Below are 19,556 nucleotides of genomic sequence, written 5' to 3'. Positions count from 1 at the left end.
CCACCGCGCGGCCGTGGCCCGTCCGTTGGGCCGAGAAACGCCTGCGAAAGGTTCCGCTGTGCCCATTACCCCCACCGTCGGCGTGCTCGCCCTCCAGGGCGATGTACGTGAGCACACCGCCGCGCTGGAGGCCGCCGGTGTCCAGACCCGCCCGGTGCGCCGCCCCGAGGAACTCGACGGTGTCCACGGCCTGGTGATCCCGGGCGGCGAGTCCACCACCATGTCCAAGCTGGCCGTCACCTTCGGCCTGCTGGAACCGCTGCGCGCCCGGATACGCGGCGGAATGCCCGCCTACGGCTCCTGCGCGGGCATGATCATGCTCGCCGACAAGATCCTCGACGGCCGTGACGACCAGGAGACCATCGGCGGCATCGACATGACGGTGCGTCGCAACGCCTTCGGCCGCCAGAACGAGTCCTTCGAGGCCGCCGTGGAGATCGCGGGCATCGAGGGCGGCCCCTGCGAGGGCGTCTTCATCCGCGCTCCATGGGTCGAGTCGGTGGGCGCCGGGGTCGAGGTGCTCGCGCGGCTGCGGGACGAGACGATCGTCGCCGTCCGCCAGGGCAACCTGCTCGCCACCTCCTTCCACCCGGAGCTGACCGGAGACCACAGGGTGCACGCGTTGTTCGCGGGCATGGTGCGGCAGTCGGGGTGAAAAGCCGGACCGCGTGATCCCGGTAGGATCACAAGTGTTCGTTGGCAGTTTGGTGACGTGAAGGAGACAGGCGGATGTCCGGCCACTCTAAATGGGCTACGACGAAGCACAAGAAGGCCGTGATTGATGCCAAGCGCGGCAAACTCTTCGCGAAGCTGATCAAGAACATCGAGGTCGCGGCGCGGATGGGCGGCGCCGACCTGGACGGCAACCCGACTCTTTACGACGCCGTACAGAAGGCCAAGAAGAGTTCGGTACCGAACAAGAACATCGACAGCGCGATCAAGCGCGGTGCCGGCCTGGAGGCGGGCGGCGCCGACTACCAGACGATCATGTACGAGGGCTACGGCCCGAACGGTGTCGCCGTGCTGATCGAGTGCCTCACCGACAACCGCAACCGCGCCGCCTCCGAGGTGCGCGTCGCGATGACCCGCAACGGCGGCTCGATGGCCGACCCGGGCTCGGTGTCGTACCTGTTCAACCGCAAGGGCGTGGTGATCGTCCCGAAGAACGGGCTGACCGAGGACGACGTGCTCGGTGCCGTGCTCGACGCGGGCGCCGAGGAGGTCAACGACCTGGGCGAGTCCTTCGAGGTGATCAGCGAGGCCACCGACCTGGTCCCGGTGCGCAAGGCGCTCCAGGAGGCGGGCATCGACTACGACTCCGCCGACGCCAACTTCCTTCCCACCATGCAGGTGGAGCTGGACGAGGAGGGCGCGCGCAAGATCTTCAAGCTGATCGACGCCCTTGAGGACAGCGACGACGTGCAGAACGTGTTCGCCAACTTCGACGTCCCGGACGAGATCATGGAGAAGGTCGAAGCCTGAGCCCCTGAAGGGGGGCCGGTGGGAAACACCCCCACCGGCCCCCCTTCGTTGTCAGTGGCACCCGATAACCTCCGAAGAACAGCTGATCGACGGCGTGAAGGGAGGGGCTCGGTGCGTGTGCTCGGAGTGGACCCCGGACTGACCCGCTGCGGCATCGGCGTGGTGGACGGCGCCCCGGGAAAACCGTTGCGCATGGCGGGAGTTGGCGTCGTCCGCACCCCGGCCGACGCGGACATCGGCGAGCGTTTGGTGCTCATCGAACGCGGCATAGAGGCCTGGCTCGACGAGCACCGGCCGCAATTCGTCGCCGTGGAGCGGGTGTTCAGCCAGCACAACGTCCGCACCGTGATGGGCACCGCGCAGGCCAGCGCCGTCGCCCTGCTCTGCGCCTCCCGTCGCGGCCTTCCGGTCGCACTGCACACCCCCAGCGAGGTCAAGGCCGCCGTCACCGGCAGCGGCCGGGCCGAGAAGGCGCAGGTCGGCGCCATGGTCACCCGGCTGCTACGGCTTGACGCACCGCCCAAGCCCGCCGACGCCGCCGACGCGCTGGCCCTGGCCATCTGCCACATCTGGCGCGGCACGGCCAGCGACCGGCTGCGCCAGGCCGTCGCCGCCCAGCGGCTCCGTACTCCGAAAGGCACCGCATGATCGCCTTCGTCAGTGGGCCGGTCGCGGCCCTGTCCCCGGACACCGCGGTCGTGGAGGTCGGCGGTGTGGGGATGTCGGTCCAGTGCACCCCCGGCACCCTGGCCGCGCTTCGGTTGGGGGAGCCGGCCCGGCTGGCCACCTCCCTGGTGGTGCGCGAGGACTCGCTCACCCTCTACGGCTTCGCCGACGACGACGAGCGGCAGGTCTTCGAACTCCTGCAGACGGCAAGCGGGGTTGGGCCCCGGCTGGCCCAGGCCATGCTCGCCGTCCACTCGCCCGACGCCCTGCGGCTGGCCGTCGCCACGGACGACGAGAAGGCGCTCACCGCGGTGCCCGGCATCGGCAAGAAGGGCGCCCAACGGCTGCTGCTGGAGCTCAAGGACCGACTCGGCGCCCCCGTGGGCGGCGGCACCGTGCCGGCCCCCGCGGCCGCCGCGCCCGCATCGTGGCGGGACCAACTCCACGCCGCCCTGGTCGGGTTGGGCTACCAGCCCCGGCAGGCCGATGAAGCGGTCGCCGCGGTGGCGCCCGAGGCGGAGGCCGAGGGTGGCACGCCCAATGTCTCGGCTCTGCTGCGCTCCGCTCTGAAGACCCTCAACCGGGCCCGCTAGCCCGCCGACCGCACCGACGTCCGCCCCGACAAAGGACAGACCCACCCATGACCTGGGACGACCCAGTACCCGAGACCGACCAGCGGCTGGTCGCCGCAGCCGCGGACGGTGAGGAGCGCGCCGTCGAGGCCGCCCTGCGGCCCAAGGACCTCGGCGAGTTCATCGGTCAGGAGCGGGTCCGCGAACAACTCGACCTGGTGCTCAAAGCGGCCCGCCAGCGCGGCGGCACCGCCGATCACGTACTGCTCTCCGGCGCTCCGGGCCTCGGCAAGACCACCCTGTCGATGATCATCGCCGCCGAGATGGGCGCCCCGATCCGGATCACGTCGGGACCCGCCATCCAGCACGCGGGCGACCTGGCCGCGATCCTGTCGTCGCTCACCGAGGGCGAGGTCCTCTTCCTCGACGAGATCCACCGGATGTCCCGGCCCGCCGAAGAGATGCTCTACATGGCGATGGAGGACTTCCGGGTCGACGTGATCGTCGGCAAGGGCCCCGGCGCCACCGCCATTCCGCTGGAGCTGCCGCCGTTCACCCTGGTCGGTGCCACCACCAGGGCGGGCCTGCTGCCGCCCCCGCTGCGCGACCGCTTCGGCTTCACCGGCCACATGGAGTTCTACGGGCCCGCCGAACTGGAGCGGGTCGTGCGCCGCTCCGCCGATCTGCTCGACGTGGCGATCGACCCCGAGGGCGCCGCCGAGATCGCCGGCCGGTCCCGCGGCACCCCCCGGATCGCCAACCGCCTGCTGCGCCGGGTCCGCGACTACGCCCAGGTCAAGGCGGACGGCGCGATCACCCGCGAGATCGCCGCGCAGGCACTCGATGTGTACGAGGTGGACCTGCGCGGCCTGGACCGGCTGGACCGCGCGGTGCTGGACGCCCTGTTGCGGCTGTTCGGCGGTGGACCGGTGGGACTGTCGACACTGGCGGTGGCCGTGGGGGAGGAGAGGGAGACGGTGGAGGAGGTGGCGGAGCCGTTCCTGGTGCGTGAGGGGCTGCTGGCGCGCACGCCGCGTGGCCGGATCGCCACTCCCGCCGCTTGGGCCCACCTGGGCCTGGTGCCGCCGCAGCAGTCGAACCCGCCCGGCCAGCAGGGGCTGTTCGGCCAGTGACGGCGCGGGGACTCGCCGCTCGCGGAACCTGAGTGCAATGCTGGGCGTTGTTCCCAAGGTGTGGGTTCGCCTAGACTCCGCCGATGCCCTCCTAGGACGGCATCCGCACCCCACACCCCCATCCGTAGACCAGGCCGCGTCCACGTGGCCGCGCGAAGGAAAACCCCCAGGCCGTGAACATCGCCACGCTTCTCCCCTTCATCCTGATCATCGGCGTCATGCTGCTCATGACCCGCTCGGCCAAGAACAAGCAGCGCCAGGCCGCCGAGATGCGCAACCAGATGCAGCCCGGTACGGGTGTGCGGACCATCGGCGGCATGATCGCCAAGGTCAAGGAGGTCCGCGACACGACCGTCCTGCTGGAGGTCGCTCCGGGTGTCCACTCGCTGTACGCCAAGAACGCCGTCGGCGCGGTGCTGAGCGACGAGGAGTACGACAGCCTCGTCAACAACGACATCCCGCTCACCTTCGACGAGCACCCCGGCGTTGACGGCACCCCGGTCGTCGAGCCCGCCGACGAGCCGGAGCACGCCGCCAAGTCCCAGGACGAGGAGCCCGTCAACCTGGACAAGGCCGCTGCCACCGAAGGCGAGGCCACCGACGCCAAGGACGCGGTGCGCGACGCCGACACGGCGAAGGACGCCAAGGACAGCGAGAAGTAAGTCGCGGGTTCAGGGCTAGGCTGAAGGCCCTGCGTCCAGCACGTCCGGCACGTCCTCACATCATTCGTGGCCGTCCCGCGACAGCAACGCCGACGCGGAAACGGTTGGACAGGGAGAAACGAGAAGGTGGCAGCACCCAAGAAGGGGCGCAGGTCGCCGGGGGCCCAGGGGTACCCCGGCCGCGCGCTGGCCGTGATCCTGGTGGCTCTGGTCGCGCTCACCGGAGGCATGTTCATCTCCGGGCACACCAGCCCGCGGCTGGGCATCGACCTCGCCGGTGGCACCGAGATCACGCTGACCGCGAAGAACACTCCGGGTCAGGCCAACGCGATCAACAAGGCCAACATGGACACCGCGGTCAACATCATCAACAAGCGGGTCAACGGTCTTGGTGTCTCCGAGGCGGAGGTGCAGACCCAGGGCGATCGCAACATCATCGTCGACATCCCCCGGGGTACCAACGCCGACCAGGCGAAGAAGCAGGTCGGCACCACCGCCCAGCTGTACTTCCGCACGGTGATCACCGAGGCCAACAACGCCCCGGCCGCCGGGAACAAGCCGTCGCCGAGCCCCTCCGGCAGCCCGTCGTCCGCCCCGTCCAGCTCCCCGTCGGGCGCGGGCAAGAACGGTGCCAGTGCCAAGCCGTCGACCTCCCCGTCGCCCAGTTCCACCGCCCAGGGCCGGGCGGTCACCGACGCTGTCAAGGCGGCCGGTTCCAGCAGCCCCAAGGCGACCTCGTCGGCCACCCCCTCGACCAACCCGTCCGCGGCCAGCACGCCTCCGCCGACCTCCGGCGCCGCAGGCGTGCCCCCGGCCGTGCAGAAGCAGTTCAACGCGCTGGACTGCTCCAAGCCCACGCAGATGGCGAACGCCGGGCTCGGCGCCCAGCCGACCGACACCACCGTCGCGTGCAGCCAGGACGGCAAGACCAAGTACATCCTGGGCCCGGCCCAGGTGGACGGTAAGCAGGTCTCCGGCGCCAAGTCGGTCTACGACACCCAGTCCGGTGAGGGATGGATCGTCACGCTGGAGTTCAGCTCCGCGGGCGGCAAGAAGTTCGCCGACGTGACCGGTCAGCTCGCCAAGCAGCAGCCGCCGAACAACCAGTTCGCCATCGTGCTGGACAACCAGGTCGTCTCGGCGCCCTCGGTCTCCTCGGCGATCACCGGCGGTAGCGCCCAGATCTACGGCAACTTCACCCAGCAGTCCTCCGAGGACCTGGCCAACGTGCTGTCCTACGGCGCGCTGCCGCTGTCCTTCAACACCTCGGACGTCACCACCGTCTCCCCGCAGCTCGGCGGTGAGCAACTGCACGGCGGCCTGATCGCCGGCGCGGTCGGCCTGGCGCTGGTGGTGCTCTACCTGCTCGCGTACTACCGCGGTCTGAGCTTCGTCGCCGTGGTCAGCCTGCTGGTCTCCGCCGCGCTCACCTACGCCATCATGACGCTGCTCGGCCCGGCGATCGGCTTCGCGCTGAACCTGCCCGCGGTCTGCGGTGCCATCGTCGCGATCGGTATCACGGCGGACTCGTTCATCGTGTACTTCGAGCGGATCCGCGACGAGCTACGCGGTGGCCGCAGCCTCGCCCCGGCGGTCCAGCGGGCCTGGCCGCGGGCCCGGCGCACCATCCTGGTGTCCGACTTCGTGTCGTTCCTCGCCGCGGCCGTGCTGTTCATCTGCTCGGTCGGCAAGGTCCAGGGCTTCGCGTTCACCCTCGGCCTGACCACCCTGCTCGACGTGGTGGTGGTCTACCTGTTCACCAAGCCGCTGATGACGATCCTCGCCCGGCGCAAGTTCTACGCGCAGGGCCACCCCTGGTCCGGGCTCAACCCCAAGAGCCTCGGTGTCCAGGCACCGCTGCGCCGCGGTCGCCGTACCGCCAGCCCCGAAGCCAAGGAGGCCTGATGTCCCGGCTCGGTAATCTCGGTCACCGCCTGCACCGGGGCGAGGTCTCCTACGACTTCGTCGGCAAGCGCAAGCTCTGGTACGGCGTCTCCATCGTCATCACCCTCGTGGCGATCATCGGCCTCGCGGTCAACGGCCTGAACAAGGGCATCGAGTTCTCCGGCGGCGCGGTCTTCACCACGCCCAAGACCTCGGTGTCGACGGGGGACGCGCAGACCAAGACGCAGAACGTCATCTCCGGGCACCACGACGTCATCGCCCAGAAGCTCGGCACCGGCGGACTGCGCATCCAGGTCAGCGGCATCGACGGCACCACCGCGGACAAGGTCAAGCAGGACCTCGCCAAGGAACTGAACGTCGACCCCAACGCCATCTCCCCGCAGGTGGTCGGCCCGAGCTGGGGCCAGGAGATCTCCCAGAAGGCCGAACTCGGCCTGGTCATCTTCATGGTCCTGGTGGTGCTCTACCTCGCCGTCGCCTTCGAGTGGCGCATGGCGATCTCCGCGCTGGTCGCGCTGGTCCATGACCTCACCATCACCATCGGTGTGTACGCGATCGTCGGCTTCGAGGTGACCCCGGGTACGGTCATCGGCCTGCTGACCATCCTCGGTTACTCGCTCTACGACACCGTGGTGGTCTTCGACGGTCTGAAGGAGAGCACCAAGGGCATCACCAGCCAAACTCGCTTCACCTACAGCGAGTTGGCCAACCGCAGCCTCAACCAGACCCTGGTGCGGTCCATCAACACCACCGTGGTCGCCCTGCTGCCGGTCGCCGCGCTGCTGTTCGTCGGCGGCGGGCTGCTCGGCGCGGGAATGCTCAACGACATCGCGCTGGCGCTGTTCGTCGGTCTGGCGGCCGGTGCCTACTCCTCGATCTTCATCGCCACCCCGCTGGTCGCCTCCCTCAAGGAGCGCACCCCGGAGATGCGGGCGCTCGCCAAGCGGGTCAAGGCCAAGCGCGCCGCGGCCGAGGCGAAGGGCGAGAGCGAGGAGCCGCAGGACGCGGTGCCCGCGGACGCCGACGACGAGCCGGTCGAGGCGGCCGCCACGGCCACCGTCGGCGGTCAGCGACGTCAGCCCACCGCACGCTCCCGCGGCCGCGGCCGTCCTTCCGGCAAGCGCCGCTGAGCGAGGAGACCCACCAGTGACCACGGCGGACACCGCCCGATCCAACCTGCGTGAACTGCTGCTCAGCCGGATCCGCGACGTACCCGACTATCCGAAGCCGGGCGTGGTGTTCAAGGACATCACCCCGCTGCTCGCTGACCCGGCGGCCTTCGGGGCCCTTACCGACGCCCTGGCCGCGCTGTGCGTGCGCCTGGGAGCCGACAAGGTCGTCGGCCTCGAAGCCCGCGGCTTCATACTCGCCGCTCCGGCGGCGGCCAAGGCGGAGATCGGCTTCGTACCGGTACGCAAGGCGGGCAAGCTGCCCGGCAGCACCCTGCGGCAGGGGTACGAGCTGGAGTACGGAACGGCCGAGATCGAGGTCCACTCGGATGCCTTCGGGCCGGGAGACCGGGTCCTCGTCATCGACGACGTGCTGGCCACCGGCGGTACCGCGGAGGCCTCGCTGGACCTCATCCGGCGCGCGGGCGCTGAGGTGGCGGGCGTCGCGGTGCTGATGGAACTCGCTTTCCTGGATGGCCGCGGCCGTCTTGCGCCGACCCTGGCGGGGGCGCCCCTGGAGGCGCTCATCGTCGTCTGACGCTCGACACCGCGACGGAGGCGGGCTTCCCGGCCGGGGAGCCCGCCTCCGCCGTGTCCGGGAGCTGCCGACCGCCGTCGCACGCGGTCCTGGTCGACACACCGATACCATGGGAGTCCGACCCGCTTGAGGAGTGCCCTTGCCAGACGAGGCCCAGCCGCTCACCGCCGGGGGCGGAAACGACACGTCGCGGTCCGCGCCGACCTCCGCTGGGAAGTCCGCGGACGGCACCCTTGCCCGGACGCCCTCCGACGCCAGCGGCGCTCGTACCGCCAAGCCCGTCCCGGGCACGGCACCGGCGCGCTCCGGCGGCTCCTCCAACCGGGTACGGGCCCGGCTCGCCCGGCTGGGCGTACAGCGCTCCAGCCCGTACAACCCGGTGCTGGAACCGCTGCTGCGGATCGTGCGCAGTAACGATCCGAAGATCGACTCCTCCGGGCTGCGGCAGATCGAGCGGGCCTACCAGGTCGCGGAGCGCTGGCACCGCGGCCAGAAGCGCAAGAGCGGCGACCCGTACATCACCCACCCGCTCGCCGTCACCACCATCCTGGCCGAACTGGGCATGGACCCCGCGACGCTGATGGCAGGGCTGCTGCACGACACCGTCGAGGACACCGAGTACGGCCTGGACACGCTGCGCCGCGACTTCGGCGAACAGGTCGCGCTGCTGGTGGACGGCGTCACCAAGCTGGACAAGGTCAAGTTCGGCGAGGCCGCGCAGGCGGAGACGGTGCGCAAGATGGTCGTCGCCATGGCCAAGGACCCGCGGGTCCTGGTCATCAAGCTCGCCGACCGGCTGCACAACATGCGCACCATGCGCTACCTCAAGCGGGAGAAGCAGGAGAAGAAGGCCCGCGAGACGCTGGAGATCTACGCCCCGCTGGCGCACCGGCTGGGCATGAACACCATCAAGTGGGAGCTGGAGGACCTCGCCTTCGCGATCCTCTACCCCAAGATGTACGACGAGATCGTCCGGCTGGTCGCCGAGCGCGCGCCCAAGCGCGACGAGTACCTCGCGGTCGTCACCGACCAGGTCCAGCAGGACCTGCGCGCCGCACGCATCAAGGCCACCGTCACCGGCCGCCCGAAGCACTACTACAGCGTCTACCAGAAGATGATCGTGCGGGGCCGGGACTTCGCCGAGATCTACGACCTGGTGGGCATCCGCGTCCTCGTCGACACCGTCCGCGACTGCTACGCGGCGCTGGGCACCATCCACGCGCGGTGGAACCCGGTGCCCGGGCGGTTCAAGGACTACATCGCGATGCCCAAGTTCAACATGTACCAGTCGTTGCACACGACGGTCATCGGGCCCAGCGGCAAGCCGGTCGAGATCCAGATCCGCACCTTCGACATGCACCGCCGCGCCGAGTACGGCATCGCCGCGCACTGGAAGTACAAGCAGGAGGCGGTCGCCGGTGCCTCCAAGGTGCGTACCGACAGCCCGAAGGCGGCCAAGTCGGACGACGCCGTCAACGACATGGCGTGGCTACGGCAGTTGCTCGACTGGCAGAAGGAGACCGAGGACCCGGGCGAGTTCCTGGAGTCGCTGCGCTTCGACCTGTCGCGCAACGAGGTCTTCGTCTTCACGCCGAAGGGCGATGTCATAGCGCTGCCCGCGGGCGCCACTCCGGTGGACTTCGCGTACGCGGTGCACACCGAGGTCGGCCACCGCACCATCGGCGCACGGGTCAACGGGCGCCTGGTGCCGCTGGAGTCGACGCTGGACAACGGCGACCTGGTCGAGGTCTTCACCTCCAAGGCGCCGGGCGCCGCGCCGTCCCGGGACTGGCTGGGCTTCGTCAAGTCGCCGCGGGCCCGCAACAAGATCCGCGCCTGGTTCTCCAAGGAGCGCCGCGAGGAGGCCATCGAGCAGGGCAAGGAAGCCATCGCCCGGGCGATGCGCAAGCAGAACCTGCCGATCCAGCGGGTGCTGACCGGCGACTCGCTGGTCACCCTGGCGCACGAGATGCGCTACCCCGACATATCGGCGCTCTACGCGGCGATCGGCGAGGGGCACATCACCGCGCAGTCCGTGGTGCAGAAGCTCGTTGAGGCGCTCGGTGGCGAGGAGGGGGCGACCGAGGACATCGCCGAGGTCACCACGCCGTCGCGCAGCCGCGCGAAGCGGCGGGCGAACGCCGACCCCGGTGTGATCGTCAAGGGCGAGCGGGATGTGTGGGTCAAGCTGTCCCGGTGCTGTACGCCGGTGCCGGGCGACCCCATCATCGGCTTCGTCACCCGGGGCAACGGGGTCTCGGTGCACCGGGCGGACTGCGTCAACGTCGACTCGCTGTCCCAGCAGCCGGAGCGGATCATCGAGGTGGAGTGGGCGCCGACCCAGTCCTCGGTCTTCCTGGTGGCCATCCAGGTCGAGGCGCTGGACCGGTCGCGGTTGCTCTCCGATGTGACGCGGGTGCTGTCCGACCAGCATGTCAACATCCTGTCGGCGGCCGTTCAGACCTCTCGCGACCGGGTCGCGACCTCCCGTTTCACCTTCGAAATGGGCGACCCCAAGCATCTGGGCCATGTCCTGAAGGCGGTTCGGGGTGTGGAGGGCGTCTACGACGTGTACCGGGTGACCTCGGGGCGGTCGCGGTAGGGCACGCCCACGGGCTGAACGAGAGACGCCGGACGGGCTTGGGATCCAAGCCCGTCCGGCGTTTGAGGACGACGTGTGGCAGCGCGGGGGCTAGCCGCCGAACTCCTGGAGTCCCTTGAGCGCCTGGTCCAGGAGGGCTTGGCGGCCCTCCAGTTCCTTGGCCAGCTTGTCGGCCTTGGCGGTGTTCCCGGCCGCGCGAGCGGCCTCCAGCTGCTGCCGCAGCTTGTCAACGGCCGCCTGGAGCTGGCCGGTCAGCCCCTCGGCGCGAGCCCGCGCCTCCGGGTTGGTGCGCCGCCACTCGGCCTCCTCCGCGTCCTGGAGCGCCCGCTCCACCGCGTGCATCCGGGCCTCGATCTTCGGGCGGGCCTCCCGCGGCACATGGCCGATGGCCTCCCACCGCTCGTTGATCGATCTGAAGGCGGCCCGCGCCGCCTTCAGGTCCGTCACCGGCAGCAGCTTCTCCGCCTCGATCGCCAACTCCTCCTTCAGCGCGAGGTTTTCGCGCTGCTCGGAGTCGCGCTCGGCGAACACCTCGGCCCGGGCCGCGAAGAAGACGTCCTGGGCGCCGCGGAAGCGGTTCCACAGCTCGTCCTCGGCCTCCCGCTGGGCCCGGCCCGCGGCCTTCCAGTCCGACATCAGCTCGCGGTAACGGGCCGCCGTCGGGCCCCAGTCGGTGGAGCCGGAGAGCGCCTCCGCCTCCTGGACGAGCTTCTCCTTGAGCTGCCGTGCCTCCTCGCGCTGCGCGTCGAGCGAGGCGAAGTGCGCCTTGCGGCGCTTGGAGAAGACGGAACGGGCGTGGCTGAACCGGTGCCACAGCTCGTCATCGGTCTTGCGGTCCAGCCGCGGCAGGCCCTTCCAGCTGTCCACCAGGGCCCGTAGCCGCTCACCGGCGTTGCGCCACTGCTCGCTGGTGGCCAGCTGCTCCGCCTCCGCGACCAGGTCCTCCTTGGCGGTCCGCGCCTCGTCCGTCGCCTTGGCCTTGGCGGCCTTGCGCTCCTCACGGCGCGTCGCGACCTGCTCCACGAGAGCGTCAAGACGCTTGGTGAGCGCGTCCAGATCACCCACCGCGTGCGCCTCGTTCACCGTGGCCCGCAGGTGCTCGATCGCGGTCATGGCGTCCTTGGCGGACAGGTCGGTGGTGCGCACCCGGCGTTCGAGGAGGCCGATTTCGACGACGAGCCCGTCGTACTTGCGCTTGAAATAGGCCAGCGCCTCGTCGGGAGAGCCCGCCTGCCACGAACCGACAACCCGCTCACCGTCGGCCGTCCGCACGTACACGGTCCCCGTCTCGTCGACGCGTCCCCATGGGTCGCTGCTCACAGCGCCTCCTCCACGTGATGCCCGGCCCGTCCAGCGGTGCGCGGGCATCGTCCACAGTTTCCTCCGGCCGGGCCTCGCCCTGGCCGCTCCGACGTGCTGCTGATGGTGGTTCCGACCGCGTTCGGATTCCGCGAGGGCGGCAGCCGTCGGCGCAGGCGCCCGCTGTGCGGTCCGCGGCCGCTCCGGAGAGCGACCGTCACCTTGTACAACGCCAACATAGGCGAACCGCGCCCCGGCTGTCCGCATCCCGCACGACCGGAATTCACGACTGCGTGACGGTCGCCTTGTTGATCACCACCGTGGCGTTGGGCTTTCCGTCGCCGGGGTTGTTGGAATCGTCCTCGCCCGCGGCGGCGATCTTCTGGAGCACCTTCATGCCGTCGGCGTCAATGGTGCCGAAGGGGGTGTACGAGGCGGGCAGCGGACTGTCCTTGTAGACCAGGAAGAACTGGCTGCCGCCGGTGTGCGGCTGGCCGGTGTTGGCCATGGCGACCGTGCCCGCCGGGTAGGTGCCCTTGGCGATCGCGGGGTCCTTGAGGTTCTCGTCCGGCAGCGTGTATCCGGGGCCGCCCTGGCCGGTGCCCTTGGGGTCGCCGCACTGGAGCACGTAGATGCCGCTGGTGGTGAGCCGGTGGCACTTGGTGTGGTCGAAGAAGCCCTGGTCGGCCAGGAACTTGAAGGAGTTCACCGTGTGCGGCGCGTTGGCCGCGTCCAGCTTCAGCTTGATGTCACCGCAGGTGGTGGCCAGGTCCATGGCGTACGAGGCCTTGCCGTCGACGGACATCGACGGCTCGGACTTCCACTGCTTGGTGCCGGGGGAGCCCGGTGCGGGCTTGGCGCACGGGTCCGGCGCCTTGCTGGTGGACGTGGCCGAGGCGGAACTGGCCGCGTCGGCGGTGGTCTTCTTGTCGCCGCCGAGACCGGTGGAGGCCCATGCCGCGGCACCGGCCGCCACCACTACGGCGACCACGCCGGCGATCGCCGCGTTGCGCTTGCGTGCCCTGCCCCGCTGCTCGGTGCGGCGCTGCTGCTGGCGCAGGTACTTCTCGCGGGCGAGTTGGCGCCGCCGCTGATCCTTGCTGACCACTTCTGCTTCTCCCGGGTGTGCCGTGGCGCTAGCCGTTACCGCTTGGTCTGCTGCGGTGACGATACGGGACCGGCACGAGACCCGCGACGATACGGGTTCGCTTGTCTCGTACCGCCGCCGGTAGGCTCGTCGTCTGCAGAAACCTGCTGCGCAGACCGACGCGGACGACAGAAGGACGATCGTGCTCATTGCCGGGTTCCCCGCCGGGGCCTGGGGGACCAACTGCTACCTGGTCGCCCCCGCCGCCGGTGAGGAGTGCGTGATCATCGACCCGGGCCATGAAGCGGCCCGCGGTGTCGAGGAGACCATCGCCAAGCACCGGCTCAAGCCGGTGGCCGTCGTCCTCACCCATGGCCATCTCGACCATGTCGCCTCCGTCGTTCCGGTGTGCGGCGCCCATGGCGTGCCCGCCTGGATCCACCCCGAGGACCGCTACATGATGAGCGACCCGGAGAAGGCGCTGGGCATGTCCATCGGCCAGCAGCTGATGGGCGGGCTGACGGTGGGGGAGCCCGACGACGTACGGGAGCTGACCGACGGCTCGGCGCTGTCCCTGGCGGGCCTGGAGCTGACCGTCTCGCATGCGCCCGGCCATACCAAGGGGTCGGTGACCTTCCGGTTGCCCGAGACGGCGGAGATCCCGCCGGTGCTGTTCTCGGGCGACCTGCTGTTCGCCGGCTCCATCGGACGCACCGACCTGCCTGGCGGCTCGCACGCCGAGATCCTCGAATCGCTGGCCCGTGTGTGCCTGCCGCTCGACGACTCGACCGTGGTGCTGTCCGGCCACGGCCCCCAGACCACCATCGGCCGCGAACGCGCCACCAACCCGTACCTGCGCGAGGTGGCCCGCGGCCTCGGAGCCGACACCACGGCTCCACGACGAGGATTGTGACGACTCTTCCGTTGAGTACCTTTTCCGCCCCCAAGGGCACGTACGATCTGATTCCGCCGGACTCCTCCGTGTTCCTCGCGGTACGTGAGGCGATCTCCACACCGCTGAAGCGGGCCGGGTACGGCTACATCGAGACCCCGGGCTTCGAGGCCGTCGAACTCTTCGCACGCGGTGTGGGTGAGTCCACCGACATCGTGACCAAGGAGATGTACACCCTGACCACCAAGGGTGGCGACGAGCTGGCGCTGCGCCCCGAGGGCACCGCCTCGGTGCTGCGCGCCGCGCTGGAGGCCAACCTGCACAAGCTCGGCAACCTGCCGGTCAAGCTGTGGTACTCCGGCTCGTACTACCGCTACGAGCGCCCGCAGAAGGGCCGCTACCGGCACTTCTCCCAGGTCGGCGCGGAGGCGCTGGGCACGGAGGACCCGGCGCTCGACGCCGAGCTGATCATCCTGGCCTTCGACGCCTACCGCTCGCTGGGGCTGCGGAACTTCCGGCTGCTGCTGAACTCGCTGGGCGACAAGGAGTGCCGTCCCGTCTACCGCGCGGCGCTCCAGGAGTTCCTGCGCGCCCTCGACCTGGACGAGGAGACCCGGCGGCGGGTCGAGATCAACCCGCTCCGAGTGCTGGACGACAAGCGCGAGGCGGTGCAGAAGCAGCTGGTCGGCGCCCCGATGATGCGCGACCACCTGTGTGAGGCGTGCAAGAGCTACCACGAGCAGGTACGGGAGCTGCTGACCGCCGCGGGCGTGGCGTTCGAGGACGACCCGAAGCTGGTGCGCGGCCTGGACTACTACACCAGGACCACCTTCGAGTTCGTGCACGACGGCCTCGGCTCGCAGTCCGCGGTCGGCGGCGGTGGCCGCTACGACGGCCTGTCCGAGATGATCGGCGGCCCGGCGCTGCCGTCGGTGGGCTGGGCGCTGGGGGTGGACCGCACCGTGCTGGCGCTGAAGGCCGAGGGCATCGAGCTGGAACTCCCCGCGCACACCGACGTGTTCGCGGTGCCGCTCGGCGAGGAGGCGCGGCGCGCGCTGTTCTCGCTCGTCACCGAACTGCGCCGGCAGGGCGTGGCGACGGACTTCGCGTACGGCGGCAAGGGCCTGAAGAACGCGATGAAGTCGGCCAACCGGTCCGGTGCCCGGTTCGCGGTGGTCGCCGGTGAGCGTGACCTCGCCGAGGGGACCGTGCAGTTGAAGGACCTGGAGAGCGGCGAGCAGAGCGCGGTCGCGCTGGACGCGCTGGTGGACACCGTCCGCGAGCGCCTCTCGGGCAGCCCCAGCGCCTAGCGCTCGGCTGGCGGTGTGCTGAACCAGGCGAGGGGTCCGTACGTAGCGACAAGGGGGACCGGATATGCGCCGTCCGGTCCCCCCACCGTCAAGCCGGGGCCGTCCGGCTCACTCGACGGTCCGGGTCCGCGTAGCGGACCTCTGGTGCACAATGAGGCACGCTGGAAGAGGCGGGGACCCGAGCACACGGCGACAGAAGGCGACATGACGACATCGGCGCTTGACGAGACACGCAGTGACGAACGGCAGGAGACGGCGGGACTCATCGGCGCTAGCCGGGCGTTCAGCGTGTTGCTCGTGGTGTGCGGCGCCCTGGGACTGCTCGCCGCCTGGGTGATCACCATCGACAAGTTCGAGTTGCTGAAGAACCCGAACTTCGTGCCCGGGTGCAGCCTCAACCCGATCATCTCCTGCGGCAACATCATGAAGAGCGCCCAGGCGTCCGCGTTCGGCTTCCCGAACCCGATGATCGGCCTGGTCGCCTACCCGGTCATGATGTGCGTGGGCATGGGCGTACTGGCCGGGGCGCGCTACCGCCCGTGGTTCTGGCTCGGCCTGCAGGCGGGCACCCTGTTCGGGGTCGGCTTCGTGACCTGGCTGCAGTACGAGTCGCTGTACAGCATCGGCTCGCTGTGCCTGTGGTGCTCGCTGGCCTGGGTGGTGACCATCGCCGCCTTCTGGTACACGCTGGTGCACAACATCAAGCACCGCGTCATCCCGGTGCCGCGGGGGCTGCGCTCGGCGGCTCTGGAGTTCCACTGGGCGGTTCCGGCGCTCTGGTACGGCGTGATCATCATGCTGATCCTGACCCGCTGGTGGTCGTACTGGAGCACGCTGATCTAGGTCGCGCGACCAGGCACTGTCAGAGGGGTGTCCTAGGCTTCTTGGCGTGGAACCGGATCTGTTCACCGTAGCCGCCGAGGAACGCCAGGAGAGGGAGCCGGGCGGAAGCCCGCTCGCCGTGCGGATGCGTCCGCGCACCCTCGACGAGGTGGTGGGCCAGCGGCATCTGCTGAAGACCGGCTCGCCGCTGCGCCGTCTCGTCGGTGAGGGCAGCGGCGGCCCGGCCGGTCCCGCCTCGGTGATCCTGTGGGGGCCGCCGGGCACCGGCAAGACCACGTTGGCGTACGTGGTCAGCCATGCCACCAACCGGCGGTTCGTGGAGCTCTCGGCGATCACCGCGGGCGTCAAGGAAGTGCGCGCCGTCATCGACAGCGCCAAGCGCGAGTCGGGTGCGTACGGGCGTGAGACGCTGCTGTTCCTGGACGAGATCCACCGTTTCAGCAAGGCCCAGCAGGACTCGCTGCTCCCGGCGGTGGAGAACCGCTGGGTGACGCTGATCGCCGCCACCACGGAGAACCCGTACTTCTCGGTGATCTCGCCGCTGCTGTCCCGCTCGCTGCTGCTCACCCTCGAAGCGCTCACCGACGACGACCTGCGCGGGCTGTTGCACCGGGCGCTGGCGGACCCGCGCGGTCTGGCGGGCGCCGTCGCACTGCCCGAGGACTCCGAGGCGCATCTGCTGCGCATCGCGGGCGGGGACGCCCGGCGCGCGCTGACCGCGCTGGAGGCGGGGGCGGGCTCGGCGCTGGCCAAGGGCGAGCCCGAGATCACCCTGGAGACGCTGGAAGCGGCCGTGGACCGGGCCGCGGTGAAGTACGACCGCGACGGTGACCAGCACTACGACGTGGCCAGCGCGCTGATCAAGTCCATCAGGGGCTCCGACGTGGACGCCGCCCTGCACTATCTGGCCCGGATGATCGAGGCGGGCGAGGACCCGCGGTTCATCGCCCGGCGGCTGATGATCTCGGCGAGCGAGGACATCGGGCTGGCGGACCCGCAGGCGCTGCAGACCGCGGTCGCCGCGGCGCAGGCGGTGCAGATGATCGGCTTTCCGGAGGCCCGGATAACCCTGTCCCAGGCCACCATCGCGCTGGCGCTCGCGCCGAAGTCCAACGCCGCCTACCTGGCGATCGACGCGGCGATCGGCGACGTGCGCAAGGGCCTCGCGGGCCCGGTGCCGCCGCACCTGCGGGACAGCCACTACAAGGGCGCGAGCAAGCTCGGGCACGGCGAGGGCTATCAGTACCCGCATGACCTGCCGGGGGCCATCGCCGCCCAGCAGTACGCCCCGGACGAGGTGCAGGGCCGGCGCTACTACGAGCCCACCCGCTATGGGGCGGAGGCGCGTTACGCCGATGTGCTCGACCGCGTCCGGGGCCGGTTGTCGGGCGGGTGAACCGCCGGTCTCAGGACGGGAGTTGCTGCCGGTACCGCTCCAGGGCGGGTGCCGTCTTGGTGGCGACGAACTCGATGACGCGGTACTCGGCGACGCCCGCGACGGCGAACGGGTCGGTGGCGACCAGCGCTTCCACGGTGGCCCGGTCCGGGGCCACCATGATCAGCACGCCGCCGTCCCGGGGCTCCTTGCGGCCGGAGGCGATGACGGTTCCGTCGGCGTACTGCTTGTCCAGCCAGGCGACGTGGTCGGCGAGCGCGGCGTCGATGCGCTCCAGCGGTGCGGTGTAGGTCAGTTCGACAACAAACATGATCGGCAGACTACGCCTCGCCCGGTGTGTGACCGGCGGCGTCCCGGGCGGTGTCGAACAACGCGTGCATGGCGCGCCGCAGTTGGCCGTGGTCGGCCACCGGCGCGGGGAAGTCGAAGCGCGCGTCAAAGGCGTGGCCGTCACCGCTGAACCGCACCCGCAGCCCGAACCGGTCGAGCGCCACCGGAACCGCGCCGTGCGGCGCCGCACACTGTCCGTTCCGCCCGCCGACCAGTGCGCACAGCCAGTCGAGTTGGCCGCCGTGCGCGGTGGCCAGGTGCTGGAGCAGTTCGGCCTCGTGGGCGGCGAACGGATCGGCCCCGGCGCCGGCGAACTCGTCGGGTTCGACCGGGTCGGCGCCCCACAGGTCGTCCACCGCGGCCTCGCCGAACTCAAGCCGCAGCCGTCCCGGCCGGCCGTCGCGTATCGGGGTGAGCCAGCCCGCGACCCAGGCGTGGGCGCGGGTCCGGTGGCGGACGGCGACGGGTGCGATGTCCGTGATCTCCAGCACAGCGGTGAGCTCGTCGTCCTCGGCGTGCGTGGCGGCGCGGACCGCGGGGGAGTCGGGCGGGAGGCACAGGATGATGTCGCCGTCCTCGGTCACCGTGCGCTCCGACGGCATCATGCCGAACGGATCGGCGCCGTCCAGGCCGGGAATGACGAGCCGGGCGGACGAGTTACCCTCGACGAGAGTTCGCAAGCGCTCCGCTGCCGTCGGCAACGTGAGCGCGTCTTCCTCTTCGGGACGCGGCTGACCATGCTCCTCACCGACCACCGCTGTGGTGTGCTCCGCGCTGGGCGGCATGGGGTTCCCGGGTCGATTCATGCGATCTCCTCAGCTAAGGTAAGGCTCACCTAACTTACATGGAGGTCTGGAGAACGTGAACCAGTCGCGTCCCAAGGTCAAGAAGTCCCGCGCGCTCGGCATAGCGCTGACCCCGAAGGCTGTGAAGTACTTCGAGGCCCGCCCCTACCCGCCGGGCGAGCACGGTCGCGGCCGCAAGCAGAGCAGTGACTACAAGGTGCGGCTGCTGGAGAAGCAGCGGCTGCGCGCCCAGTACGACATCAGCGAGACCCAGATGCGGCGCGCCTACGACCGCGCACGCAAGGTCGAGGGCAAGACCGGTGACGCGCTGATCGTCGAGCTGGAGCGGCGTCTTGACGCGCTCGTGCTGCGGGCAGGGCTCGCCCGCACGATCTACCAGGCCCGCCAGATGGTGGTGCACGGTCACATCGAGGTCAACGGTCGCAAGGTGGACCGCCCCTCCTTCCGGGTCCGCCCGGACGACGTGGTGCGGGTGCGGGAGCGCTCGCGTGCCAAGACCCCGTTCCTGGTGGCCCGCGAGGGCGGCTGGGCGGGCGACGGTGAGGCCCCCAAGTACCTGCAGGTCAACCTGGACGCCCTGGCCTTCCGCCTGGACCGCGACCCGAACCGCCGGGAGATCCCGGTGATCTGCGACGAGCAGCTGGTCGTCGAGTACTACGCCCGCTGACCTACGGTCAGCCGGACTCGGGCCGCCGCGCCTCCGGGGAGCTCCGCCCGCGGATCCCGGACGGTTCCGGCGGGCCCGGCACCGGCGGTTCACGCCGTGGGGTCGCTCGCCGTCGCGGCGGAGGTCCTTGTGGCCGCGCTTTCCGATGCCCTCGGGGGTTTGGGGGCGGAGCGCCCCAAAAGAGCCGAGGCGGCGGC

At 70.2% G+C, this 19,556-nt stretch carries 19 protein-coding genes; 15 read left to right on the top strand and 4 right to left on the bottom strand.

The features are described from left to right. Window positions 1–58 precede the first annotated feature (58 nt). From pdxT to O5O46_RS09770, 10 genes are all read left to right on the top strand, one after another. A complete protein-coding gene (pdxT, locus tag O5O46_RS09815; protein WP_269854930.1) occupies window positions 59–655 on the top strand; it encodes a pyridoxal 5'-phosphate synthase glutaminase subunit PdxT in 597 nt (198 codons plus the stop codon). Between the two features lie 74 nt (window positions 656–729). Beyond that, entirely contained in the window at window positions 730–1,482 is a 753-nt protein-coding gene (locus O5O46_RS09810; protein ID WP_269854929.1) for a YebC/PmpR family DNA-binding transcriptional regulator, read from the top strand. Between the two features lie 111 nt (window positions 1,483–1,593). Beyond that, window positions 1,594–2,130, top strand: coding sequence for a crossover junction endodeoxyribonuclease RuvC (gene ruvC, locus O5O46_RS09805; RefSeq protein WP_269854928.1), 537 nt, complete (start codon window positions 1,594–1,596; stop codon window positions 2,128–2,130). Further along, on the top strand, window positions 2,127–2,741 hold the full coding sequence (gene ruvA / locus O5O46_RS09800) for a Holliday junction branch migration protein RuvA (RefSeq protein WP_269854927.1): 615 nt from the start codon (window positions 2,127–2,129) through the stop codon (window positions 2,739–2,741). The genes ruvC and ruvA overlap by 4 nt, the downstream gene beginning before the upstream one ends. 47 nt (window positions 2,742–2,788) lie before the next feature. Then, window positions 2,789–3,853 carry a Holliday junction branch migration DNA helicase RuvB gene (ruvB, locus tag O5O46_RS09795; RefSeq protein ID WP_269854926.1) on the top strand — a complete coding sequence of 355 codons (1,065 nt, stop codon included), beginning with the start codon at window positions 2,789–2,791 and terminating at the stop codon, window positions 3,851–3,853. A gap of 173 nt (window positions 3,854–4,026) precedes the next feature. Beyond that, window positions 4,027–4,515 carry a preprotein translocase subunit YajC gene (yajC, locus tag O5O46_RS09790; protein ID WP_269854925.1) on the top strand — a complete coding sequence of 163 codons (489 nt, stop codon included), beginning with the start codon at window positions 4,027–4,029 and terminating at the stop codon, window positions 4,513–4,515. Between the two features lie 126 nt (window positions 4,516–4,641). Next, window positions 4,642–6,420, top strand: a complete 1,779-nt coding sequence (gene secD, locus O5O46_RS09785) for a protein translocase subunit SecD (protein ID WP_269854924.1) — start codon at window positions 4,642–4,644, stop codon at window positions 6,418–6,420. Continuing rightward, the gene (gene secF, locus O5O46_RS09780; RefSeq protein ID WP_269854923.1) at window positions 6,420–7,550 is read left to right on the top strand and encodes a protein translocase subunit SecF; all 1,131 of its coding nucleotides are present in this window, start codon (window positions 6,420–6,422) and stop codon (window positions 7,548–7,550) included. The genes secD and secF overlap by 1 nt, the downstream gene beginning before the upstream one ends. Window positions 7,551–7,566: 16 nt before the next feature. Continuing rightward, window positions 7,567–8,127 (top strand): adenine phosphoribosyltransferase, encoded by a 561-nt coding sequence (locus O5O46_RS09775; RefSeq protein WP_269854922.1) that lies wholly within the window; start codon window positions 7,567–7,569, stop codon window positions 8,125–8,127. A 139-nt stretch (window positions 8,128–8,266) separates the two neighbouring features. Further along, window positions 8,267–10,729, top strand: coding sequence for a RelA/SpoT family protein (locus tag O5O46_RS09770; protein ID WP_269854921.1), 2,463 nt, complete (start codon window positions 8,267–8,269; stop codon window positions 10,727–10,729). A 90-nt stretch (window positions 10,730–10,819) separates the two neighbouring features. Here O5O46_RS09770 and O5O46_RS09765 read toward each other — a convergent pair whose 3' ends face one another. After that, entirely contained in the window at window positions 10,820–12,049 is a 1,230-nt protein-coding gene (locus O5O46_RS09765; protein ID WP_269854920.1) for a DUF349 domain-containing protein, read from the bottom strand. 262 nt (window positions 12,050–12,311) lie between these two features. Then, the gene (locus O5O46_RS09760; RefSeq protein WP_269854919.1) at window positions 12,312–13,136 is read right to left on the bottom strand and encodes a peptidylprolyl isomerase; all 825 of its coding nucleotides are present in this window, start codon (window positions 13,134–13,136) and stop codon (window positions 12,312–12,314) included. A 181-nt stretch (window positions 13,137–13,317) separates the two neighbouring features. Between O5O46_RS09760 and O5O46_RS09755 the strand changes: the two genes are divergently transcribed. From O5O46_RS09755 to O5O46_RS09740, 4 genes are all read left to right on the top strand, one after another. Then, on the top strand, window positions 13,318–14,028 hold the full coding sequence (locus O5O46_RS09755) for an MBL fold metallo-hydrolase (RefSeq protein ID WP_269854918.1): 711 nt from the start codon (window positions 13,318–13,320) through the stop codon (window positions 14,026–14,028). An 11-nt stretch (window positions 14,029–14,039) separates the two neighbouring features. Beyond that, entirely contained in the window at window positions 14,040–15,317 is a 1,278-nt protein-coding gene (gene hisS / locus O5O46_RS09750; RefSeq protein ID WP_269854917.1) for a histidine--tRNA ligase, read from the top strand. A gap of 204 nt (window positions 15,318–15,521) precedes the next feature. Continuing rightward, entirely contained in the window at window positions 15,522–16,160 is a 639-nt protein-coding gene (locus tag O5O46_RS09745; protein WP_269854916.1) for a vitamin K epoxide reductase family protein, read from the top strand. 46 nt (window positions 16,161–16,206) lie between these two features. Beyond that, window positions 16,207–17,556: a replication-associated recombination protein A gene (locus O5O46_RS09740; protein WP_269854915.1), complete on the top strand. Its 1,350-nt coding sequence runs from the start codon at window positions 16,207–16,209 to the stop codon at window positions 17,554–17,556. A gap of 10 nt (window positions 17,557–17,566) precedes the next feature. Here O5O46_RS09740 and O5O46_RS09735 read toward each other — a convergent pair whose 3' ends face one another. Both O5O46_RS09735 and O5O46_RS09730 read right to left on the bottom strand, forming a co-directional pair. Then, window positions 17,567–17,866, bottom strand: a complete 300-nt coding sequence (locus tag O5O46_RS09735) for a YciI family protein (RefSeq protein WP_269854914.1) — start codon at window positions 17,864–17,866, stop codon at window positions 17,567–17,569. A gap of 10 nt (window positions 17,867–17,876) precedes the next feature. After that, a complete protein-coding gene (locus O5O46_RS09730; RefSeq protein ID WP_269855153.1) occupies window positions 17,877–18,587 on the bottom strand; it encodes a DUF2470 domain-containing protein in 711 nt (236 codons plus the stop codon). A gap of 160 nt (window positions 18,588–18,747) precedes the next feature. On the opposite strand from O5O46_RS09730, the gene rpsD reads away from it, so the two are divergent. Continuing rightward, window positions 18,748–19,359 (top strand): 30S ribosomal protein S4, encoded by a 612-nt coding sequence (gene rpsD, locus O5O46_RS09725; RefSeq protein ID WP_269854913.1) that lies wholly within the window; start codon window positions 18,748–18,750, stop codon window positions 19,357–19,359. Window positions 19,360–19,556: the final 197 nt, after the last annotated feature.

The sequence above is a fragment of the Streptomyces sp. RPT161 genome (assembly GCF_027533845.1).
Lineage (GTDB): Bacteria > Actinomycetota > Actinomycetes > Streptomycetales > Streptomycetaceae > Streptantibioticus_A > Streptantibioticus_A silvisoli_A.
Note: the sequence above shows the minus strand (reverse complement) of the source record. Positions and strands in the feature narration are given on the sequence as shown.

Excerpts from the sequence above, each read along its gene's own strand:
- O5O46_RS09810 (WP_269854929.1), top strand. The coding sequence starts at position 730 with ATGTCCGGCCACTCTAAATGGGCTACGACGAAGCACAAGAAGGCCGTG.
- ruvA (WP_269854927.1), top strand. The coding sequence starts at position 2,127 with ATGATCGCCTTCGTCAGTGGGCCGGTCGCGGCCCTGTCCCCGGACACC.
- ruvB (WP_269854926.1), top strand. The coding sequence starts at position 2,789 with ATGACCTGGGACGACCCAGTACCCGAGACCGACCAGCGGCTGGTCGCC.
- secF (WP_269854923.1), top strand. The coding sequence starts at position 6,420 with ATGTCCCGGCTCGGTAATCTCGGTCACCGCCTGCACCGGGGCGAGGTC.
- O5O46_RS09745 (WP_269854916.1), top strand. The coding sequence starts at position 15,522 with ATGACGACATCGGCGCTTGACGAGACACGCAGTGACGAACGGCAGGAG.
- O5O46_RS09735 (WP_269854914.1), bottom strand. The coding sequence starts at position 17,866 with ATGTTTGTTGTCGAACTGACCTACACCGCACCGCTGGAGCGCATCGAC.